The following is an 18,372-nucleotide window of genomic DNA, read 5'->3' as shown; positions in this document are numbered from 1 at the left end:
GCCGTGGTGGGGGCGGGCGCTCCGGCAGGCAGGGCCGGTAGCGGGCGAAGGCCGGTGCCAGCCCTGGCCGCTTCGGTCCGGCTCGTCTGCCTGTGGAAGACGGCGATGTCGAGGTGGGCCTTGACGTCCGGAGAAAGGGAGCGCTCGGCGCGCGGCACGGCTGTTGGAAGGCTCATCGCCTCCGCTGCGGCGGTGACGAGGTGCAGCGGGGTCCGGCTGGTGAACGTGGCGTGCCAGCCGGCGTGGCGGAGGCTGGAGGCGAGCGTCCACGTCGCCGGGGCGTAGCCCTCCAGGGCGAGACGGGTCGAAGTCGGCCCTTCGGGTCGGGCCGCCCGGCGTCAGCAGGTCGGGATCGGCGGCGCCGCGAGATGGCCGACCTGGGCGGCGGTGGCGGCCAGGACCAGGGCGCTCTGTTCCTCTACGGGCTTGGCGTCGAACTCGGCGATCCGCGAGGGCAGGGTGGGGTCGAACAGGCCGTCGAGCTGGGTGCCGGCGACCTGGAGCAGCCGGGTGACAGCTTCGCCCTCGATCAACGGCACCAGGTCCCACTCCAGTTGCATGGCATCGCGTACGAACTCGCTGACCCCGGTCAGGGCGTGGGAGAGCGGGGAGGTACTGCTGAGCCGCAGTCCGATGACGGCGAGGACCTGCGCTGCGGCGGTGCGCAGCAGCGCGGTGTCCTGGGGGTAGGTGAGCCAGCGGCAGCCGTCGAGCGGTTCATCGTCCTCGTCGTCGTTGGCTGAGGCGGCGGCCATCTGGGCGTTGGTGCAGTCGAAGCTGCCCACGACGTAGTCGGCCAGCGAGCGCAGTGCACGCTCGTAGCGCGGCAGGAGTTCGTCGGCCACGACCGCTGCGGCCTGGGCCACGTTCCTGCCGACGACGGCGGAGGGAAGCACGATGTCGCGGGTGAAGGGCAGGTTGAGAACGCGCATGGGCGCGATCAGGTACTGGCCTTCGTGGGGCGCAGGGCAGGGGATGACCAGCAGTTCGCGGGCGGGGCTGGTGAGCAGGCATGCCCTGTCGTAGTCGAGCTGCTCGAAGGACTGCCGGGCCTCGCCGAAGTCCACGATCCGCCGGGAGAGGTGGAAGCGTTCCTCATCGTCGCTGATGTCCACGATGCGGCTGTGCCAGGGGCCCGGGAGGTAGGCGGCCAGGGCACGGGTGTACGACTCGGGGGAGAGCTGCGGCGGGACGGCCTGGTGCTGGTTGATGGCGTACTCCATGTTCTTTGGACGGCAGCCGAGTTGGCCGCGGTGGCGCTGTAAGCGGTGGGGACGGCGGCTGGGCCGGGCGTGGTCGTTCGTGTCTTGGCAGGTCTGCTACTGCGTCAGGACGTGGCGGAGCCTGGGCAGGGTGAGTGCCTTGTCGAGGCGGCCGGCGGAGAAGAACACCGGATTGCCGCCTGCTCCCTCGTCGCCGGGGCGGGCCAGGCTGTATCCGGCCCTTTCACCGCCGTCGCCGGTGCGGAAGCGGACGAGGACGCCTTGGACTACCAGGGAGGTGAAGTAGTCCTCCGGGGCGCTGGCGTGGGCCAGGGCTCGGCGCATCTGCTGTTGGAGCCAGATGCGGGAGGGTTCGGACCAGCCCTGCTGCTCGGCCTTCACGACTTCGGCGGTGGTCGGGTAGCTGGTGGTGGTCCGTTCGCCCTTGCCGATCTGGCGCAGTCCCCACTCCGTCTCGATGGCCCGGCACTCGGCCTGGGCGCGGGTTCCGTCCCGGTAGAGGCGGGGGCGCTGCCCGTCTGGGCGGACGGTGACTGCCGCGAGGTGGATGTGGTGCGGTGAGTGCCGTACGGCGATCCACCGGCACGCGGGCTCACCGTCTGGCGCCACCCCGGTCGCCCGCACGACGCGCCGGGCGACCTCGGCCCACTGATCGTCGTCCAGGTACGGGTCCTCGGGCGCGGTGCGGACCGCGCAGTGCCAGACCCGGCTGGGCGGCATCGCCCCGAGTTCGGCGGCGCGCAGCACGGCGTGCTGATCCAGGCGCGCGGCGAGGCGGGTGAGCGTGGCGGCCCGGTCGCGGCCGGGGTCGGGGGCCCCGTTCATGTCCCAGGCCGCCACCAGATGCGGGTCCTCGTGCTCCTCGCGTTGGCCGGGGCCGTACAGGTACGCGAGCAGCGGGCGGACGCTGTTGCCGGTGGAGACGTCCGGGATCACGCGGCCTCCATCACGGTGTCGAGCACGTCGTAGGTGTGCCGAGCAACCGAGGCGAGCACGCCGACGGTGTCACCCTCACCGCTAGACGCCTCCACGGCCTGGGCGGCGCAGCGGAGTTCGGACGCCACCGATTCCAGGGCCTCGACGAGCGGGCGGCGAGGGTCGGCTTCCGGCCGGCGGAGCGGCTCGGCGGACAGCGCCGCGGCCAGCGCGGCGTCCGCGATGAACCCCGACGGTGCCAGGCCCTCTTGGGCCGCGCGGGCGCAGATGACCTCGAACGCGGCGGGCGTGAAGCCGGCGCTGCGCCGGATGCTTCGCCTCTCCCGGGTGCGGGGGCGGCGCTTGAGGGTGGCGGGCGGGGGCTGCTGGTCGGCGTCGCTGCGGTGGGTGATGGCTGATGGTCCTTCCGGGTGCGGGTGCAGGTGCGGGGCGGGCGTTCAGCGGCGCGGTGGGCGGGGGTCGCGGGTCGCGGCGGGTGGGGTGAGCGGTGCTGGGGGCGGTGTGCCCTGCAGGACCGGGCCGGTGCGCGTGCGGGCAGCGATGGAGCGGGCGGAGGGCGTCGCCGGCGCGACGGGAAGGGGCGCGCTCGGGTCGTCCAGCCAGTCGCGGGCGGCGTCTTGGCTGGGGAAGACGCCTTCGCGCAGCGTGTAGCTGTCGGTGCCCTCGACGCTCTCCTGGACGAAGATCCGGAACGGCAAGGCCGGGTCGTCGGGGTGGGCGTCCTGGGCCAGGATCCACGTCGTGAACGGGGCGCTCTCGTACGTGTAGTCGTCGACGATCCGGTAGCGGTGCCCGAAGTCGCGCAGCCGCTGCTCGATCGCGCGGGTCGTGGCGTCCGCCGGAGTCTGGGCCATGTCCTCGTTGGCGCGGAACCGGTCCGGCGCGGCTCCGCGCTGGATGAGCCAGTGCTGGGCCAGGGACTCGAACGGCAGGTAGGCAACATCGGCCCGGTAGGTGCCGACGGCCAGGTCCCGGGCGATGTGAATGGCGGCGATCTGCCGAGCTCCGGGGAACATGCCGTAGATCGCGGCGCTGTCGAAGGCAACCAGGTAGCTGTCGGTCAGATCGGCGCTGTGCGGATGTGCGGTGTGCTGCTCAGCCAGCACGTGCAGTTCCGTCGCACTGAGGGCGAGTTTGCTCTCGGTGTCGGCATCCGCCGGGGAAGCGGCGGTGAGATCGTCGAGGCGGAGGTCGAGTTCGTCGAGGTCTATGCGAAGTCCTGGGCCGGAGTGGTACGTCGGGTCAGCGGCGCTGCGCCGGTGGCTGGCCGGGGCCGGACGAGATGACGGCGGGCGCCTGCTCACTGGTGGGCGGGTCCGCAGCGAGGACGCCGACGGTGCGCGTACGGGCGCTGTCTGCCCTGGTCGCGCTGGCCAGAGCGGCCAGAGCTGAAGCGGCGTCGGGCGCTGTGGAGATCGAGTGCTGGTGCCACCAGTCCTCGAGGCGAACCTGCACGTCCGCCAGTCCCCTTCCGGCATCAGTGATCCGGACGAGGGCCTGGGGCCCGCCGAAGCGCCGCGAGGGCCTGCTGATGACCGATGCCTCGTGCAGCAGGTCGAGATGGCCGTCCAACTCGGCCAGGCCAGCGGTGGTCAGCGGCTTCGCGAGATCCTCCTCGGTGGCCTGGGCCTGCCGCAGCCGGGGCAGCAGCGCGCTGGTCAGCGGATGGTCGATCAGCCGAAGCGTGTCCTCGATCGGGACTGCGACCGGGCCGGGCCCCACGGGAGCGCGGTACTTGTGAGCCCACATGTAGGCGCTCGACCACACCGGCCACAGGTCGCGGGCGCTTTGGGTGGTGGCCTGCTGGTCCAGCACGTCGCTGCTGCCCGTGGTGCTGGTGGGCGTCAGCAGGCCGTGGTGCTGCAGGCGTCGGACGTGGTCGGCGGTCTCGGCGGTGCCCAGGCCGGTGGAGTAGTCGGGACTGCGGCTGGGGTCCACGGCGGGACCGCTTCGGCCGTTGACCTCCCGGTCGCGGACGGCCAGGATGACGCGGACCGTGCCGGGCGGGGCGAGGATGCGCAGGGCCTGCTGGATGTGCCGGGCCGGATAGGTGGGCAGAGGGAGTGCTCCTTGCGGTTGGGCGATACGTCGGACCGGTCAGTGTTGGCGGTTGCCCGGCGGGCTGGCCTGCTGCGGCCGAGACGGCCGGAGTTGGGCGCCCTCGGTGCCGAGTGCCGTCGCGGTGGGCAGGTCAGCGGGCGTGCTGCGGGTCAGAGCGGCAGTACTGCGGCCCTGGCCGACGGCGGCTGGGCGGCCGAGAGGTACTGGTGCCAGCTGCTCGGCCTTGGCCTGCCGGTAGGAGGCGATCGTTGCTTCCAGCCCGTGCCGGGCCTGGTCGAACCGTGCGCCAGTGGTCTCAATGTCCGAGCCAAGGATTCGCAGAACACCGTGGGACTGGATCGGTGAATGGTCGCCCCGAGTGATCGCGCGAAGGCGGTCCAGGGCGTCCGACGCCAGCCTGCGCAGCTGGTGGTCGAGTTGGTCGAGATCCCGTGCCTGACGCTCCATCTGGTCGGCCAGCGCGCCGGGGCCGTCGAGTCCGGGGTGCAGGCGCCGCAGATCCCGGGTGTCGATCCCGAGCTTGTCCTGGACCATGCGGCGCCCCGCGAGCGCCGGCGGCCCGGCCACCGTCAGGGTCGGTGATGAGCTGCCAGGTGTGTCGGTCGCGGTCAACGGGCACTCCGCTCGACGGCCTGGGACAGGACGGGCGTGGCGGAGACGACGGCCAGCTCCTCCTGCGTCCCGGGGCTGCTCGGGGCCTGGGTTGAGCGGGTGCGGGCGGCACTGGCGCGGGTCGATGCGGACAGCGCCGCATGTCGCTCATGGCCGTCCGGCGTGAGGTAGATCTTCTGTCCGACGTACAGGCTGGTCGACGTGTCGCGGTTCGCCAGCTCCTTGCTGAACAGGGCGTTCAGGGTGGCGTTGGTGATCCGCACGCCGCGCGGGGCGTGGACGATCCAGGCGCCGAGGCGACCGCCCTCGTGCAGCAGTACGTTGCCCGTGGCGATGGCCGCCAGCGCCTTCTCCTGGGTCGAGGTGAGCGTGACCGGATTGTCCGGTGCCTTGTTCGCGCTCGCCTTCTCGGCTGGGGCCGGCGCCGCTGGCTGGGCTGCGGCAGTCCAGGTGGAGAGGGAGCGGTAGGTCTCGGTGAGCCCGGTGAGGCGTTCGTGGAGTTCGGCGCGGCGGGCCACCAGCAGGTCGAGGGAGAGCGCGGCGGAGCCGACGACGCCGCGGGTCTGCGGCTGGTCGACGTCCCGGCCGTCGATGACCTCCTGCATGTCCCGCTGGATCATCCTGGCGAGGCTGACGAGGTTGTCCTGAACGTGGTCCATACGGACGGCGGTGCGGGCGAGTTGCTCGAGGAGCTCGCCGAGTGGGCCGCCGTCGTCGGTACCCGGAAGGGAGCGGATGTGGTCGACTCCCAGCGTCTGGTGGACCATCCGGGTGCCGACGTCGGTGGCCTTGAGCTTGACCGGCCGCGGCGTGTACGCCACCACCGGCCTGGTCTCCGGGTCGAGGACCATGCGCAGCCGTACGACCGAGCTCAGCCAGCGCTCGCCCAGGTCCACGGCATCGGTCCAAGAGTCGACGCGGCCCTGTGCGTCGGCGAGGACACGGTCGAGGGCCTTGGCGGCGAGCGGGCGCAGCTCGGGCGGCAGAGTCGGGATCGGCTTCCTCGGGCGGTGTCCCGAGGTGACCGGGGTGCCGCCCGGGCACTGCGCGGCGACCAGGGCAGCCGCGGCGACGGCCTCGTCGCCCTCGTACGAGTCGACCAGCGGCGGCCCGGAGGTTACGCGGGCGAGTCGGCCGCGGATCACCGCGGCGCGGTCTTGCGCGGGGGCGGTGTCGACCTCGGTGGCGAACTCGCCGGCGTGGTCGCTGTCGAAGGGGCCGATTCCCCAGGTACCGATGGGAACTCCTGAAGTCGTGTCGGGATTGGCGCGGTGGAGCGGCGGCCTGGATCAGGCGGCGGTGAGCTGCTGGTGGGCGAGGGCGGCGATGCCGGTGGCGACGGCGTCCTCGAGCGTGTCCACGAGCGGCACGCCGGCGACAGTGAGCCGCTCGGCCGAGTGCAGGCCGCCGGAGTACAGCACCGGGAATGCGCCGACGGCGCGCGCGGCGGCGGCATCGTCGAGGGAGTCGCCGATCACCAGCACCCGGGACGGGTCGACGTGCGGCCCGAGCGCCTCCAGATGGGCCGCCAGCGCCATGCCCTTGGTGCCGCCGGAGGAACTGGTGCGCCCTTCGACGCGCTCCAGCAGCCCGCCGATCCCGACCTGCGCGACCTCCTTGACGAGTACCTCGTGCGGGGCCAGCGACAGCAGGCTCTGCCCCAGCCCGCGGGCCCGAAGGCGCAGCATCAGCTGCCGCGCACCGCTGCGCAGGCGGACTGGCCGCCGAGCGAGGACGTCGAGGAACGCGGCGTCGCTGGCCTTCCACTCGTCCTCGGTGATCGGCCGGCCGAGCAGCGCCTCGTAGAAGCGCGGGATGGGCACCCGGTGCTCGGCCTGGTAGGTCTCGCGGGACACGGGGGCGGCGCCGAGGGCGGGGAGTGTGGCGTTGAGCGCGGCGACGTGGTCGTCGAGGTCGTCCCGCAGGGTGCCGTTCCAGTCCCAGACGATGCGGATCGGGGCGATGGTGGTGCTGGTCGAATGGGTCAAGCAGGTTCCCTTGTCGCAGAGTTGGGGTCAGGAAGAAGTGGTGAGCAGGCGGCGTCCGGCCGCGAGGAGGCAGGCGGTGCTGGCGGCGGCGAGAGCGGGCACCGCGGCGGCGGCGAGCGGCCCGTCGGCGCAGAGGTGTCCGGCCAGGGAGGTTCCCGCGGCTTGGCCGACGCCGATCACGGCGATCATCCACGCGGCGGCCTCGGTCGCGGTGCCGAGCGGTGCCAGCCGGTCCAGCAGGACGAACACGGTGGTGAGCATCGGCGCCAGGAACAGACCTGGGAGCACGGCCAGCGCGACGGCGGCTGCCGGCGGAAGAGGGGCGAGCAGCGGCAGGAAGCCCGCGGCGAAGCCGGCCGAGGCGAGCACCAGGTGGTGGGCGGTAGAGCCGGGCCAGGTCCGGCGGGCGTAGAGGACGCCGCCGGCGAGGCTGCCGGCCGAGAACGCGCCGGGCAGCAGGCCGGTCAGCCAGCCGTTGTGCTGACGTGTGGCCAGGTCCAGGGCCAGCATCGTGAAGGAGCCGAAGGTGGTGCCGAGGAACGCCATCGCGGCCAGGACCAGCAGCAGGCCGCGCGAGCGCAGTGGCCCGAGCCAGTGCGCCGGGTGGCGCTCGGGCCGCCACCGGTAGGACGGCGGGCAGAAGGCGACCGTCAGCGCGCCGTACAGGCCGACTATCGCGCACGCCACGAGCACGGCCCTCGACGAGAGCAGCTGGGCGAGGGCGGTCGCGGCGAGGGGGCCGGCCACGAACACGATCTCCTGGCTGGTGGAGTCCAGCGTGTACGCGGCCCGCTGCCGGACGGGGTCCGGGACGAGGTGGGCCCACCTGGCACGCAGCCCGGCCTCGAGCGGCGGGGTGAACAGACCGGCGACCGCCGCGAGGGCGCCCGCCCACACCGGGTGGCGGGCCGGGTCGGTGACAGCGAGCGCGATGAATGCCGCGCCGCTGACCGCCGCCCCGGTGGCGGCGACCGGGGCCAGGACGGTGCGGTCGACCATGCGGCCCAGCAGCGGCTGGCCGAGTGCTGCCGCCAGCCCGTACAGGGCGGCCATGGTGCCGCCCAGCGCGATGCCGCCGCCGGCGGCGCGCACCGCGAGCAGCAGCGCGATCGGCGCCATCGCGGTGGGCAGCCGGCCCACCAGCGTGCCCAGCAGCAGCGGGGCCACGTAGCGGGTGGCCAGGACGGAACGGAAGCCGTGCCGCTCAACGAGCCAAGCTTCAGGGGAGGTTGGGGTGGCGGTGTCGGATGCGGGGAGCAGGGGCGCGTTCCAAGGGTTGAGGTGGCGGGGTCACAGACGGCAGGACGGGCCCGCGGGCGGCGGGAGTGCGGGGTCCAGCGCGGTGGCGGCGGCCATCACGTGTCCGTGTGCCTGCCGGACGATCCCCGCTGCCCTGGCCCGCAGCTGCCGGACGCCGTCGCCGGCCTCCGCGCCGGATGGGGCCTGTTCGAGGCCGGTGGTCAGAACCCCGGCGGCGGCCAGAACGCCGCAGGCGGCGGATTCCAGGCTGCGCAGCGCGCTGATCGCCTCGTGGGTCGGCGGGTTGGACAGGTCGGCGGTGGCGGCGGCGTTGGCGCAGGTGATGCTCAGCGTGACCAGGGCGGTCAGGAGGTCCGCGCCCAGTTGGCGGGCCGGTTCGGCGTCGTCGAGGGCCTGGTCGAGTACGTCGGCCAGGTCGGCGAGGTGCTCGGCGTCGCCGCTGATCGTCTGGGCGAGTTCGGCCGGGCAGGTCGAGGCGGTGGCCAGGGTCGGCCCACGGGTCGCCGGTCGGGAAGGCGTCGCTCGGCTCGGACAGCGTCTGGTGGTCGGGGTTCAAGGCGGCGGTGTCCTTCGTCGTCGTGCTGGCGGGTGGGCGCACGGTCAGCGGGTTTGCTTGGGCTGGTGGCCAGTTGGCGGGTGCTGGTGCGCGGCGCCGACGGCCGGGGTGACCGGGCCGGAGAGGCGGGTAGCGCGCGCGGCTTTGGCTCGATCGCTTGCGGTGCGGGTGAAGTTGGCGGTCGTGACCAGGAACGGTTCGACTTCCGGCCGGTGGTCGAGGTCGGCCTGGTCGCGGAAGACGGGCATGGGGTTGGTCAGTGCGGCGGTGAGTTCGCGAACGAGGTGGGTGGGGGTGGCGGAGGTGAACGTGGCCCGCCACAGCCGGCCCGCCGAATCCTGTCCCGCCGCGGGGCCGGCGGTGATCTCCCACGCCTCCGGCCCTCTGGTCAATTCGTCTTCCCACGAGCCGATATGGGAGCGGCGACGCACGGAGAGCAGCTCGTCGGGTGAGCTGTACAGCAGGTCGCTGTCCCACAGTTCGTCCAGAGTGAGGACGCGGCCGGTGCCGTTGGGGTCGCGTGAGCGGTTCCAGCCGGCGCGCTCCAGCTGGCCGATCGCCTGGTGGGGGTGGCGGTTGCCGTGGAGTGCCAGCAGGCCGCCGTCGGCGAGGTCGGCGGCGAGGCGGTCGGTCAGGGCGGCCACCAATTCGGGCGGGGTGCCGAAGTCGAAGGCTCCCTGCCAGACCGGCTGGTGCATCGGACCTGGCGCGGCGTTGATGATCCACGCCGCCGCGTAGAACGAGCCGGAGGGCACGTGGGCCAGGCGCACCCGCCGGCAGGGGCTGTCGAGGATGCTGTCCGCGCCGCCGATCATCTGGCGGTTCCAGCCGTAGTCGTCGGTCAGCGGCGTGATGACGCGCTGCTCGCCGTGCTCGGTCTCGCCGGCCAGATGGACGGGCCCCACCGCCAACTCCTTCGAGCGGTCCAGGAACTGCTTGACCTGCTCGGTGCTGCGAGGTTGGGATGCCGTGGTCCTCCTCCTTTCGAACTCCCCGTCTGGGAAAGTGGTTGTGGTCAGCGCTGGCGGGCGGGGGCCGCGCTGATGATGAGCGGGGCGGGCTGGGGCTCGGGCTGGTGGGAGAAGACCAGGCGGCTGGTCGCGGAGCGGAGCCGGGCCGCCTGGGCCCGGCTTGCCTCGGCCCGCTGCTCGGTGGGTGCCGGCGATGCCGCAGGTCGGCTCGCGGCGAGGGCGGCGGCCATGGCCGGGCTGGCGGCGGGCGGGCGTGGTGCGCCGGGCAGGTGGGCGTGGGCCCAGTCCTCGGCGGCGTCGAAGAACGGCTCGAGCGCGCGTCCGGCGGAGGTGAGGTGGTAGCGCTGGTTGCGCGGCTCGCCGTCGCGGGCCACCAGGCCCTGCTGCTCCAAGGCAGCGACCCGGTGGCCGGCGGAGCCGGCGGGCAGCACCTGCAGGATGTCCGACCAGTACGCCTCCCCGTGCTCCAGTTCGAGCAGGATGTCGGTGGCGAAGCTGTAGCTGAGCGGCGCGAGGGCTTCCTCGATGACCTGGGCCCTGGCCTTGGGCTGGTGGGTGCCCTGGTGGAGGCGCCCCCAGTCCCAGAGGGTGTCCAGGACCGGCTCCAGAGCCTTTCCCGCGCCGGTGAGCGCGTAGCTGTTGGTGCGCCCCTGGCGGCTGCGGTGGACGAGGCCGGCCTCGTCCATCTGCTGCAGGCGCCGGTGAAGGGTGGTGTCGTTGACCATCGGCAGCGCGGCCTGGAGATCGGCGTGGCGCATCGCGTCGGCGCCGGCCAGAGACTGCAGGACCCACACGCTCCAGCGGGGGGAGACCAGTTCGACGCTGCGCTGGATCGGGCCGGCCTGGTGCGCCTGGTCGCGGACCGGGCGGGGGGAGACGGCGGGGGCTGCGGGCACGGAGGTGCGCCTTTCGGTGACGGGAGGCCAGGGCTGGTGCTGGTGAGGACTCAGGTGAGGCGGGCGGCGGGGCTGGCGGAGATCACGAGTGGCGGCGCGGCTCCTCGTACTGCTGCTGCTGCCGCCGCCGAGGCGGTGGCGGGGCGGTGGTCGCCGGTGGTCCGGGAGGCGGCGAGCGCGGCCTGGAAGCGGGGCGGAAGCCCCCGTGGGGTGGGGCGAAGGCGGCGGGCGGCGGTCTCGTAGACCGCCAGGTCCCGCCGCTCGCCGACCGCGATCACGTGGATGGCCTGCAGGTGGCGCGGGTGCGCCTGGGCGCGGCGCTCGGTGTAGACCAGGCGGTACAGGTTGCGCTCGTCCAGGTAGATCTTTCGGGCCGCGGACAGCTCGCGCCCGACATGGTCTTCGAGGACGGGCCCGCGTACCTCGGAGCGCACCAGGCGGTCGAGGTAGCGGATGGCCAGCTCGCGGACGTGCGCGGGCACCGCCAGCAGATCGGTGAGCGCCTCGGGGTGGACGCTCACCTCGGCCAGTGCCCGCGCGGCCGTCACGCTCACCGGTGCGGGCCTCCGGCCGCCGGCACCGCAGACACCCGAACGGGCTCGGGCAGCACACCGGACGTCGCGCGCACGGTCGGAACCGATGTCGAGCGGCTACGGGCGGCGCTCGCCGCAGCCGACACCTGCACCACCGTGTCGGCGGCCAGCGCCGCCGGCAGCGACCGGTCGCGGACCTCCAGCCACGCCTGCGCCTCCTGCGGGCTGGCGAAGGAGCCCTCCCGCAGCGTGAACCCGCCCTCGTCGCGGATGTGCTCGATGTGCAGCAGGTACGGCTTGTCCGCAGCCCGCGGGTCACTGTCGCGCAGCAGCGCCCAGCTCTCGGAGAGTTCGACGCCGTGGTCGACGATGTCGTAGCGGCCGGGGCTGGCCATGATGCGCCGGGCGATGGCGGCGCTCTTCGCGTCGGCCGGGGTGCTCTGGTCCTCACCGTGCTGGACGAAGTACGAGACGCTGGCGCCGTGTTCGACCATCCACGCCATGCCAAGGGCGATGGTCGGCTGCGCCGCCGTCCTGAGCCGAATGGTGCCCGCATCGTGGTCGTAGCGGATGTGGAAGGCGTGGATGGCCATGTCGGAATCCAGGTAACCGACGCGGTCCTCGAACAGCAGGTACTCGTCGGGATCGCCGTACTGGGCGTCGAGGAAGCCCAGGACTTCCTCGGCGGCCTGCAGGCGCAGCTGGATGCCGGCCGATTCGGCGTCGGCGGGCTTGAGGTTGGGGAAGTCGTAGTCGTTCAGGGCGGACACCTTCGTCGGGCGGTTGGGGGCGGGCAGGCTCAGGCGGCGGCCGGGAGAAGCGCGTCGGGGTCGGTGAAGCCGGGGTGGTCCAGCACGCGGTGGCTGATGTGGCCAAGGCTCGAGCAGGCGGCGAACGGGCCGTCAGGGCTGCGAAGTTTGCCGAGCAGCGGCTCGAGGTGGTCGCGCAGCCAGGAGGAGGGGCCGGCTGGGCCCGATTGCGGGTCGATCGCGGCCTGCCAGGCCAGCCAGCAGGCGTGGATGCGCGCGACCGCGTCCGGATGCTCGGGCCAGCGCAGGCACCAGGGCCGGCCGGCGGTCACCTCCGCACCGAAGATGGCCGACAGGATCTGGTCGACCCACGGCGTCATCAGCTCCAACTCGGCGTAGTACTCGGGGTCGTCGAACGCGACGATGTACATCGGCTCGCTGCCCGGCTCGGCCTCCTCGGCTGCAGTCTCCTGCGGCGGCGCTTCGGCACTGGTCATGCTGGCCAGCTGCTCGGCCTGTAGTTCGTAGGCACTGGCCAGGGCGTTGAGGCGGGCCGACAGTGCCTCGACCTGGTCCTCGCTCAGGCCCGCCACCGGCTCGGCGGTGAACAGCGGCGCGGCGACTGCCGGGTCCGCGGCAGGCGGCGCTGTCTCCTCGGCGGGGGAGTGGTCGGGATCGTGGCTGGTCAAGCGGGCTCCTGGCGTTGGGGGCGATAGACACGAGAATGCTGATGAAGCGGCCGTTTTAAAACGGCCACCTGCGGGTGTATAAGGCGGCGCCGCTCACGCTTCGCGATGGCGGTGAGCCCCGCACAGGACCGCTGGCGGGGACAGCAACTCCAGTGCCCTGGCCGCCTGTTGGGGGACGACGCCGTTGCCGAGAGCGGTGAGCTGTGCGGCCCGGCTCAGCCCGGGGACGTCGCAGACGAGGCCCTTCTCGACGCCCATGATCCACTCGACGAAGGCCGGGGCCAGCCGTCCGCGCGCATCGGTCGGGTCCGGCGCCGGACGGGTGACCCGCTCCCAGCGGGTGATGGCCGGCCCGTACGGTCCCCACCGGCTCAGTCGCTCCCGGGCTCCGACGTCGTCCAGATCGGCAACGGGGGTGAGCAGTCCAACCCCGTGGTCGCCGTCGCCGTCACCCTGCTGCCGGGTCGCGATCCTGGCCGCAGCCGCGCCGTCGCGCTCGGCAGCGTCAGGTCGCCCTTGCTGCCACGCGAGTTCGGGCCGCCGTGCGTCCCGTCGCTCGCCTTCGGTGTCGGCAGCAGATGCTCCACCTCGTCGCTGAGATTCGGACCGTGCCCGCCTTCCCGCCTGCGATCCGGGTGCTGACTGCCCCCGATGCTGCCCGCCCAAATTCGACGTCGGAGTCTTCAGCAGCGTGACGGCATGCCCCAGGTCCTCGCGAACCGAGTCCGGCCCCTTGGCGTCCCTCGCCTTCGGCGTGGGCAGAGCGCGGCCAGGCGGTGAGGAAGATCCGCTCTCGTCGATGTGGCGCGCCGACGTCAGAGGCGCGTAGCATCGTCCATCGCGCATCCATCCCGAGGCCGGCCAGGTCCGAGAGAACAACGCCGAGTGCCCGCACAGCAGGTTCAGCTCCTGTGTCTCCCAGACACCACGGGCAGAACTCCAGATCGCCATCGGCTGCCGCAGCAGCGGGCGCTGAGAGAATTCCACGAACGTTCTCGATCACCACCAAGCACGGGTTGAGGATTTGTATGGCACGGGCGATGGTGTGCCACAGGCCCGAGCGGGTGCCCTCCATCAGCCCCCTGCGGGCACCCGCGACGCTGACATCCTGACAGGGGAACCCCGCTGCCAACACGCACACGGGCTCGACAGCACGCCAGTCAACTTGCGTGATATCGCCAAGATTTGGCACATGCGGCCAGCGGTTGCGCAGGATGGCCGCCGCATGGGGATTGGACTCCGCGTGCCAGGCGACGGACCCGCCGAAGGCAGCCTGGACCCCCTGGTCCAGCCCTCCGTAGCCGCTGCACAACGAGCCGATCCGCACTCCGGGTGCGGTCAGGAGAGTCAACGTCCCTTCACAGCAGAAGAGTTGCTGTGCGCGGGGGGAGTGGCGACGACCGACGCCCGGGGGCCGGCGGCTGCGGCGGCGGGCGAGAGGCCGGTCGTCGCGGGGCGTCCGACCAGGGCCGAGCGCAGGCGGGCGGCGGCCGAGCGCGCGCTGGAGCGCAGCGTCCCGTCGCTGACGTCGGGCGAGGACGGGTGGGCCGCGCGGTTGTGCAGGTTTTTCGCGGCCAGGGCCAGCGGCTTGTCGGCGAGGCGGATCTGCGCCTGGGCGGCGGCCCACTGCTTCGGCTCGACGCCGTACGGGTTGGTGAAGGTCTCTGTCAGCGCGATGAGCCCGACCAGATGCGTGTCGGCCTCGGCGATGAGCGTCGCGCCCCGGCTGAGCGTCTGGGCGGCGAGCCGCGTCTCCTCCGTGGCGGACGGGCTGCCCGCAGCTGTGCCGTTGAGGACGGAGGCGGTCAACACCGCGTCCCGGTGCGCCTGGCGGACCGCCATCAGCTGCTCGGCCGCGTTGGCGGGACTGGGATCCCTGTCGGTCAGGGCCAGGAAGGCCCGCAGGGCGTCGATGTGCTCGGCGACGCGGCGCACCTCGTCGGTGTGAACAGTGGTGGTCTCGGGCAAATCGTTCTCTTTCGCAGGTGTGTTGGCGCGGCGGGCGGCTTTGGGCCCGCGCCCTGTTGCGGTCAGCGGGTGGCGCGGGCCGGGGAGCGGGCCGGTGCGGGGGCTGCCGGAGTCAGGGCGGATTCGTCCGGCGGCGCAGTGGCGGTGCTGCTGGTGGAGCGGGACGGCGTAGTGGTGGCGGCCTTCGCGGCTGGCCGGGCGGTGTACACCAGGTGCGGGGCCTGCACGGACTCGTCGACCGCGCTGCGGGTGGTGGCCTGGGCGTGCTCGCCCGCGGCCTTCTCGGTGATCGCCAGGAGCGCCTTCGGCTCCGGCCCGGTCAGGTCGGCGGCGATCTCGGCCACCGTGGCGGCTGCCTCGTCGAGGATGTGCCGCGCGGCCGACAGCGCCCGGTGGGACGTGAGCCGCTCGCGCGAGATGACGGGCCGCTCGGCGGGTCGGTCCCTGATCTGGACGGCGGCGACCAGGGCCGGGGTCGCACGCAGGACTGCCTTGCTGATCAGCACGCCGGCCATGCCGTAGGCGAGCGTCGAACGCCGGTAGGCGACTTCCTCATCCGCGGTGAGCGTGGTGCCGGACAGAGGGGCGTCACCCGTGTTGATGATCACCGTCTTCTGGAGCCGGGTCAGGTCCTCCAGCGCCTTGGAGATCATCTGCGGCGTCGGGCTGCGGTGGGTGGAGATGTGGAACAGCCGCTCGGAGTGGGCACCGAGTTCGACGGTCAGGTCGTGCAACATGCGGGTCTCTAGGTCGACGCGACGGGACAAGAGCGGGCTCCTGGAAGAAGGGGGACTGGGCGGGGTGCACCGAGCGGTCTGCGGTGCGGGGAGGTTGCGGCAGGTCCGCTCAGCGGCTGAGCCGGGCGGGTTCCCGGCCGGTGCCGGTGGCGGCGGTGGCCGGTTGGGCGGAGACGACCAGCGGCGGGTGGGGGCTGGTGCGGGCCGCCGCGGCGCGGGCGGAGGATGCGGCGGGAGCGGCCTCGGCTTCCCGGGCGCGCTGCTGCTCGCGCTGCATGACCCTGCGCAGGCCGCTTCGGGTCCTGCGCAGGACGCCGAGGACGGAGCCGAACGCCTCGTCGACCTCGCTGAATCGGGCCCGCTGCTGGCCGGCCAGCAGGGGGTTGACGAAGTGCGTGCGCATCGTGCCGCGAGGCCGCACCTGGTTCTGCAAGTCGTAGGCGCCGGGCAGCAGTTCGGTGAGCCGAACCAGGATCGCGGCGCCCCGTGTCGCCGCGAACTCCTGGCCCCACATCTCCCCGGGGTTGGGCACCCCACGGCGGGGACGCTCGGACAGTTCGGCGCCGAGGCGGGCAGCTCCCGCGATGTAGCCGGTGAGGGCATTGATGTTCTCGCCGAGCAACTGCGGTACCTGGCTTGGCTCCTGGGCGGCAGTCTGCCGTACCGCTCGGCGGACCTCGGCGAGGTCGCGGACCAGAACTGTGAGGCGCTCGACGTCCTCGGGACGCACGTCGCTCATCGGCGGCCCCGACCTGCGGCAGCAGGCTCGGCCTGGGCGGGTTGCGCGGTGACGGCAGCCGCCTGCGTGCCGGCGGCGGACCTGGACGGCACGGGCTTGGGCAGTTGGCGGGCGGCGGTCTCGAGCTGCTTGGCGCCGAACCAGGCAGCCTCGTGGGCTTGCGACAGGGCGGTGAGCGCCCCGTACGTGCGCTGCTGGTACGCGGTCGCGGCCACGGCGGCAGGGTCGGTGGCGGGGTCGCCGCGCAGGGCCCGCAGGGAGAGCTCCAGAGCGAGGGCCAGGTGCCGGTGGGCCGTAGCTGCGTGAACCTGCGCGCCGAGATAGGCATCCGCCATCGCCGGTGCGGCGGCGTCGGTTTCCGGTGCGATCTTGGCGTGGCGGGCAGCGTTGTCCGCGCAGTGCCGCATGAGGGTCTGGAAGCTGGCGGTGTGCTTGAGCAGCTCAGCGGGGTCGGGCACAGGTGTGCCGGGTGCCGTCGGCGTGGTGTCGGCCCGGTCGCCGAGCATCCGCAGGACGGCTGTGAGGTCGTCCAGATCGAGCGCCGTTATGGCGGGGGCGGTCTTGGCCATGCGAACTCCACTGGCAGAAGAAAGGGTTGTCAGGCCGACCGGGTGGTGGTGCTCTGCCGGAACCTCACCTGCTGCGCTGAGCGGCGGGGGCGGCTGCGGGCAGCTCGGCCCTCGGTACAGCCGCGCTGATCGCGACGAGAGTGCGGTTGCCCGCAGCCACGGCGGCTGAGCTGCGCGGGCCGCGGGCATTGGCTGGGGAACCGGAGGGCGGCATCGACAGGGCAAGGGCGTCGGTACGCAGGTTGTCGACGGCCTCGCCCAGAGCCAGGCGCGTATGGGACAGGGCGAGGTTCAGCTGCTGGCCGGCCTTCTCGCGGGTCTGCCGTGCGGCCGCGCTGGCGAGGCCGTCGACCTCGTAGAGCCGGCCTGCCATCGAAGCGGCCCGGCTGATCGTTGCCACCGCCCTGCCGAGCTTCTCGGCGGCGTCGGCCAGGGGCCGGACGGCCGCTCGGTGGGCGCCCGTGCGGGGAGAGCGGGCCAGCGCGGCGGCCGTGGCGAGGAGCAGCTGGTGCTGTGCGTTGATCGCGCTCGCCTGCTCGGCAAGTTCGGTCAGGGAGGGCGGACCCTGTTCGCGGTAGGCGGCGGGCACATCGCTCTGGAGGCCGGAGATCGTGGTGGCGGCGGCCAGCAGGCGCTGGTCCGGCCGCTGCTGGGAAGGGGCGGGCACGGCGGTGGGCACGGATCTCCAAGACGGGGGTGGGAGGGCAGGATGTTCACGGGGCCGGCTGGACGGCGCGGTGGTGGGCCGGGACCGGGCGGCGGTGCAGCGGGCAGGCGCGGCGTCTCAGTGGCCGCGGTGGAGCGGGATGACGTTGGCGGGGTCGGCAGGGCGGACCGGCCTCACGAGGGATACGACGGTCATGGGTTCCGCGTGGGGGAAGATCGCGGTGCGCAGGCGGGCGGCTGCCGCCCGAACGCCGACGGCGCGGGGAACGGGCTCCGGTACCGCAGTGGGCAGGCGATCGGCGTGCACCCGCAGGCCCACCGCCGCGTTGCGCAGCGCGATATCGGCGCGCTTGACGAGAGCCTGCGCGTTTTCCTCCTGGTTCGAGACGGGCGGGCGGTGCTGGCGGGCGACGACCAGGGTCAAGTGCAGAAGTTCCGAGAGGTGCTGCATGGCCCCGGCCAGGTGACCGGCAGCCACATCGAAGGCCAGCTCCGCGCGGCGCGCTGTCCGCTGCCTGGGTCGCGCTGCGCCGGCGGGAGAGGTCGAACTGGCGGCGTGGGCGCGGAGCGCGTCGAGGGCCGCGAGCTGGTGGATGACCTGGGTCGCGCCCGGAACGCCGACCTGCGGCCAGAGAGCAGGATCGAGGCTGCGAGCGGTGTCGATGCGGTCGGCCAGCACACGCAGCTCGTGCGTGTAGCCATCGGGGGACGTGGCCAGGGGGAACCTCCTTACAGCGGCGGGGCATTGCGGACAGGCGGGCGGTCGGGGACTGCCGCGCGGCGCGGCGCGGGAGTGGCCGCCTCGTGGCGGCTCCGCTCGAGCTGTGATTGCGCCACCGTGGTGGCCGGCGGGGAGCTGCGAGCCAGAGCGGCGCCCTTGCGGCCACCCTGGAGGACGACCGGTGACGGGCGCGGGGTGGCAGCTCGCCGTTGGCCGCGGCCCACCGGGAGCGGACCTCCTCGACCGGCTGCACGGCCTGCGCGGCGGCGCCGAGCAGCCGGGTGGCGGAGACGGAGGCGTCCAGCGCCATGACCCGCACGATGCCCGCCGCCGTCGCGGCCGAGCGCATCAACGAGGCGCGCAACACCAGCTCCCCGAAGTACTCTGGGTCCGCCGCCGCCCCGCCCGCGCACACGGCCCTGACCCGTTCCACCGTCAGCACACCCTGAGCCAGGGCGCCTCGCCGCTGGACCTCCCACAAGGCGGTGAGGGCATCCA

22 protein-coding genes and 1 pseudogene are annotated in these 18,372 nt (G+C 73.1%); 1 reads left to right on the top strand and 22 read right to left on the bottom strand.

The annotated features are described in order from the left end of the window. Positions 1-338: 338 nt before the first annotated feature. From P3T34_RS17900 to P3T34_RS17795, 22 genes and pseudogenes are all read right to left on the bottom strand, one after another. Positions 339-1,223: a hypothetical protein gene (locus P3T34_RS17900; RefSeq protein WP_280667030.1), complete on the bottom strand. Its 885-nt coding sequence runs from the start codon at positions 1,221-1,223 to the stop codon at positions 339-341. A 96-nt stretch (positions 1,224-1,319) separates the two neighbouring features. Next, complete coding sequence (locus tag P3T34_RS17895) at positions 1,320-2,159, bottom strand: hypothetical protein (RefSeq protein WP_280667029.1); 840 nt, start codon at positions 2,157-2,159, stop codon at positions 1,320-1,322. After that, positions 2,156-2,287, bottom strand: coding sequence for a hypothetical protein (locus P3T34_RS17890; protein WP_280667028.1), 132 nt, complete (start codon positions 2,285-2,287; stop codon positions 2,156-2,158). Before P3T34_RS17890 ends, P3T34_RS17895 begins: the two co-directional genes overlap by 4 nt. A gap of 309 nt (positions 2,288-2,596) precedes the next feature. Beyond that, positions 2,597-3,463, bottom strand: coding sequence for a glycosyl hydrolase (locus tag P3T34_RS17885; RefSeq protein ID WP_280667027.1), 867 nt, complete (start codon positions 3,461-3,463; stop codon positions 2,597-2,599). Next, complete coding sequence (locus P3T34_RS17880) at positions 3,402-4,097, bottom strand: hypothetical protein (RefSeq protein WP_280667026.1); 696 nt, start codon at positions 4,095-4,097, stop codon at positions 3,402-3,404. The genes P3T34_RS17885 and P3T34_RS17880 overlap by 62 nt, the downstream gene beginning before the upstream one ends. Before the next feature lie 159 nt (positions 4,098-4,256). Then, entirely contained in the window at positions 4,257-4,832 is a 576-nt protein-coding gene (locus P3T34_RS17875) for a hypothetical protein (RefSeq protein ID WP_280667025.1), read from the bottom strand. Further along, positions 4,829-6,055 (bottom strand): DUF4259 domain-containing protein, encoded by a 1,227-nt coding sequence (locus P3T34_RS17870; RefSeq protein ID WP_280672197.1) that lies wholly within the window; start codon positions 6,053-6,055, stop codon positions 4,829-4,831. Before P3T34_RS17870 ends, P3T34_RS17875 begins: the two co-directional genes overlap by 4 nt. A gap of 66 nt (positions 6,056-6,121) precedes the next feature. After that, a complete protein-coding gene (locus tag P3T34_RS17865) occupies positions 6,122-6,820 on the bottom strand; it encodes an HAD family hydrolase (protein WP_280667024.1) in 699 nt (232 codons plus the stop codon). Positions 6,821-6,847: 27 nt separating this feature from the next. Continuing rightward, a complete protein-coding gene (locus tag P3T34_RS17860; protein WP_280667023.1) occupies positions 6,848-7,987 on the bottom strand; it encodes an MFS transporter in 1,140 nt (379 codons plus the stop codon). Between the two features lie 693 nt (positions 7,988-8,680). Then, complete coding sequence (locus P3T34_RS17855; protein WP_280667022.1) at positions 8,681-9,541, bottom strand: DUF317 domain-containing protein; 861 nt, start codon at positions 9,539-9,541, stop codon at positions 8,681-8,683. 110 nt (positions 9,542-9,651) lie between these two features. After that, positions 9,652-10,503: a winged helix-turn-helix transcriptional regulator gene (locus P3T34_RS17850; RefSeq protein WP_280667021.1), complete on the bottom strand. Its 852-nt coding sequence runs from the start codon at positions 10,501-10,503 to the stop codon at positions 9,652-9,654. Positions 10,504-10,553: 50 nt separating this feature from the next. Further along, entirely contained in the window at positions 10,554-11,057 is a 504-nt protein-coding gene (locus P3T34_RS17845) for a hypothetical protein (protein ID WP_280667020.1), read from the bottom strand. Beyond that, on the bottom strand, positions 11,054-11,806 hold the full coding sequence (locus tag P3T34_RS17840) for a hypothetical protein (RefSeq protein WP_280667019.1): 753 nt from the start codon (positions 11,804-11,806) through the stop codon (positions 11,054-11,056). Before P3T34_RS17840 ends, P3T34_RS17845 begins: the two co-directional genes overlap by 4 nt. A 29-nt stretch (positions 11,807-11,835) precedes the next feature. Then, a complete protein-coding gene (locus P3T34_RS17835) occupies positions 11,836-12,474 on the bottom strand; it encodes a DUF4913 domain-containing protein (RefSeq protein WP_280667018.1) in 639 nt (212 codons plus the stop codon). A gap of 93 nt (positions 12,475-12,567) precedes the next feature. Next, on the bottom strand, positions 12,568-13,419 hold the full coding sequence (locus P3T34_RS17830) for a hypothetical protein (RefSeq protein WP_280672195.1): 852 nt from the start codon (positions 13,417-13,419) through the stop codon (positions 12,568-12,570). Further along, positions 13,301-13,801 (bottom strand): annotated as a pseudogene (locus P3T34_RS17825) (DNA cytosine methyltransferase); the annotation flags it as partial. The gene P3T34_RS17830 and the pseudogene P3T34_RS17825, both read right to left, overlap by 119 nt. Positions 13,802-13,821: 20 nt before the next feature. Next, positions 13,822-14,442, bottom strand: coding sequence for a hypothetical protein (locus P3T34_RS17820; RefSeq protein WP_280667017.1), 621 nt, complete (start codon positions 14,440-14,442; stop codon positions 13,822-13,824). Between the two features lie 62 nt (positions 14,443-14,504). After that, a complete protein-coding gene (locus P3T34_RS17815; protein WP_280667016.1) occupies positions 14,505-15,179 on the bottom strand; it encodes a hypothetical protein in 675 nt (224 codons plus the stop codon). A 109-nt stretch (positions 15,180-15,288) separates the two neighbouring features. Beyond that, positions 15,289-15,918, bottom strand: coding sequence for a hypothetical protein (locus P3T34_RS17810; RefSeq protein ID WP_280667015.1), 630 nt, complete (start codon positions 15,916-15,918; stop codon positions 15,289-15,291). Continuing rightward, positions 15,915-16,487, bottom strand: a complete 573-nt coding sequence (locus tag P3T34_RS17805; RefSeq protein ID WP_280667014.1) for a hypothetical protein — start codon at positions 16,485-16,487, stop codon at positions 15,915-15,917. Before P3T34_RS17805 ends, P3T34_RS17810 begins: the two co-directional genes overlap by 4 nt. A gap of 64 nt (positions 16,488-16,551) precedes the next feature. Continuing rightward, a complete protein-coding gene (locus P3T34_RS17800; protein WP_280667013.1) occupies positions 16,552-17,166 on the bottom strand; it encodes a hypothetical protein in 615 nt (204 codons plus the stop codon). A 105-nt stretch (positions 17,167-17,271) separates the two neighbouring features. Then, positions 17,272-17,832 (bottom strand): hypothetical protein, encoded by a 561-nt coding sequence (locus P3T34_RS17795; protein ID WP_280667012.1) that lies wholly within the window; start codon positions 17,830-17,832, stop codon positions 17,272-17,274. A 251-nt stretch (positions 17,833-18,083) separates the two neighbouring features. Between P3T34_RS17795 and P3T34_RS17790 the strand changes: the two genes are divergently transcribed. After that, positions 18,084-18,323 carry a hypothetical protein gene (locus P3T34_RS17790; protein ID WP_280667011.1) on the top strand — a complete coding sequence of 80 codons (240 nt, stop codon included), beginning with the start codon at positions 18,084-18,086 and terminating at the stop codon, positions 18,321-18,323. The last annotated feature ends 49 nt before the right edge of the window (positions 18,324-18,372 follow it).

The organism is Kitasatospora sp. MAP12-44 (genome assembly GCF_029892095.1).
Taxonomy (GTDB): domain Bacteria; phylum Actinomycetota; class Actinomycetes; order Streptomycetales; family Streptomycetaceae; genus Kitasatospora.
The sequence above is the reverse complement of the archived record's forward strand: the minus strand, read 5'-3'. Positions and strand labels throughout refer to the sequence as shown.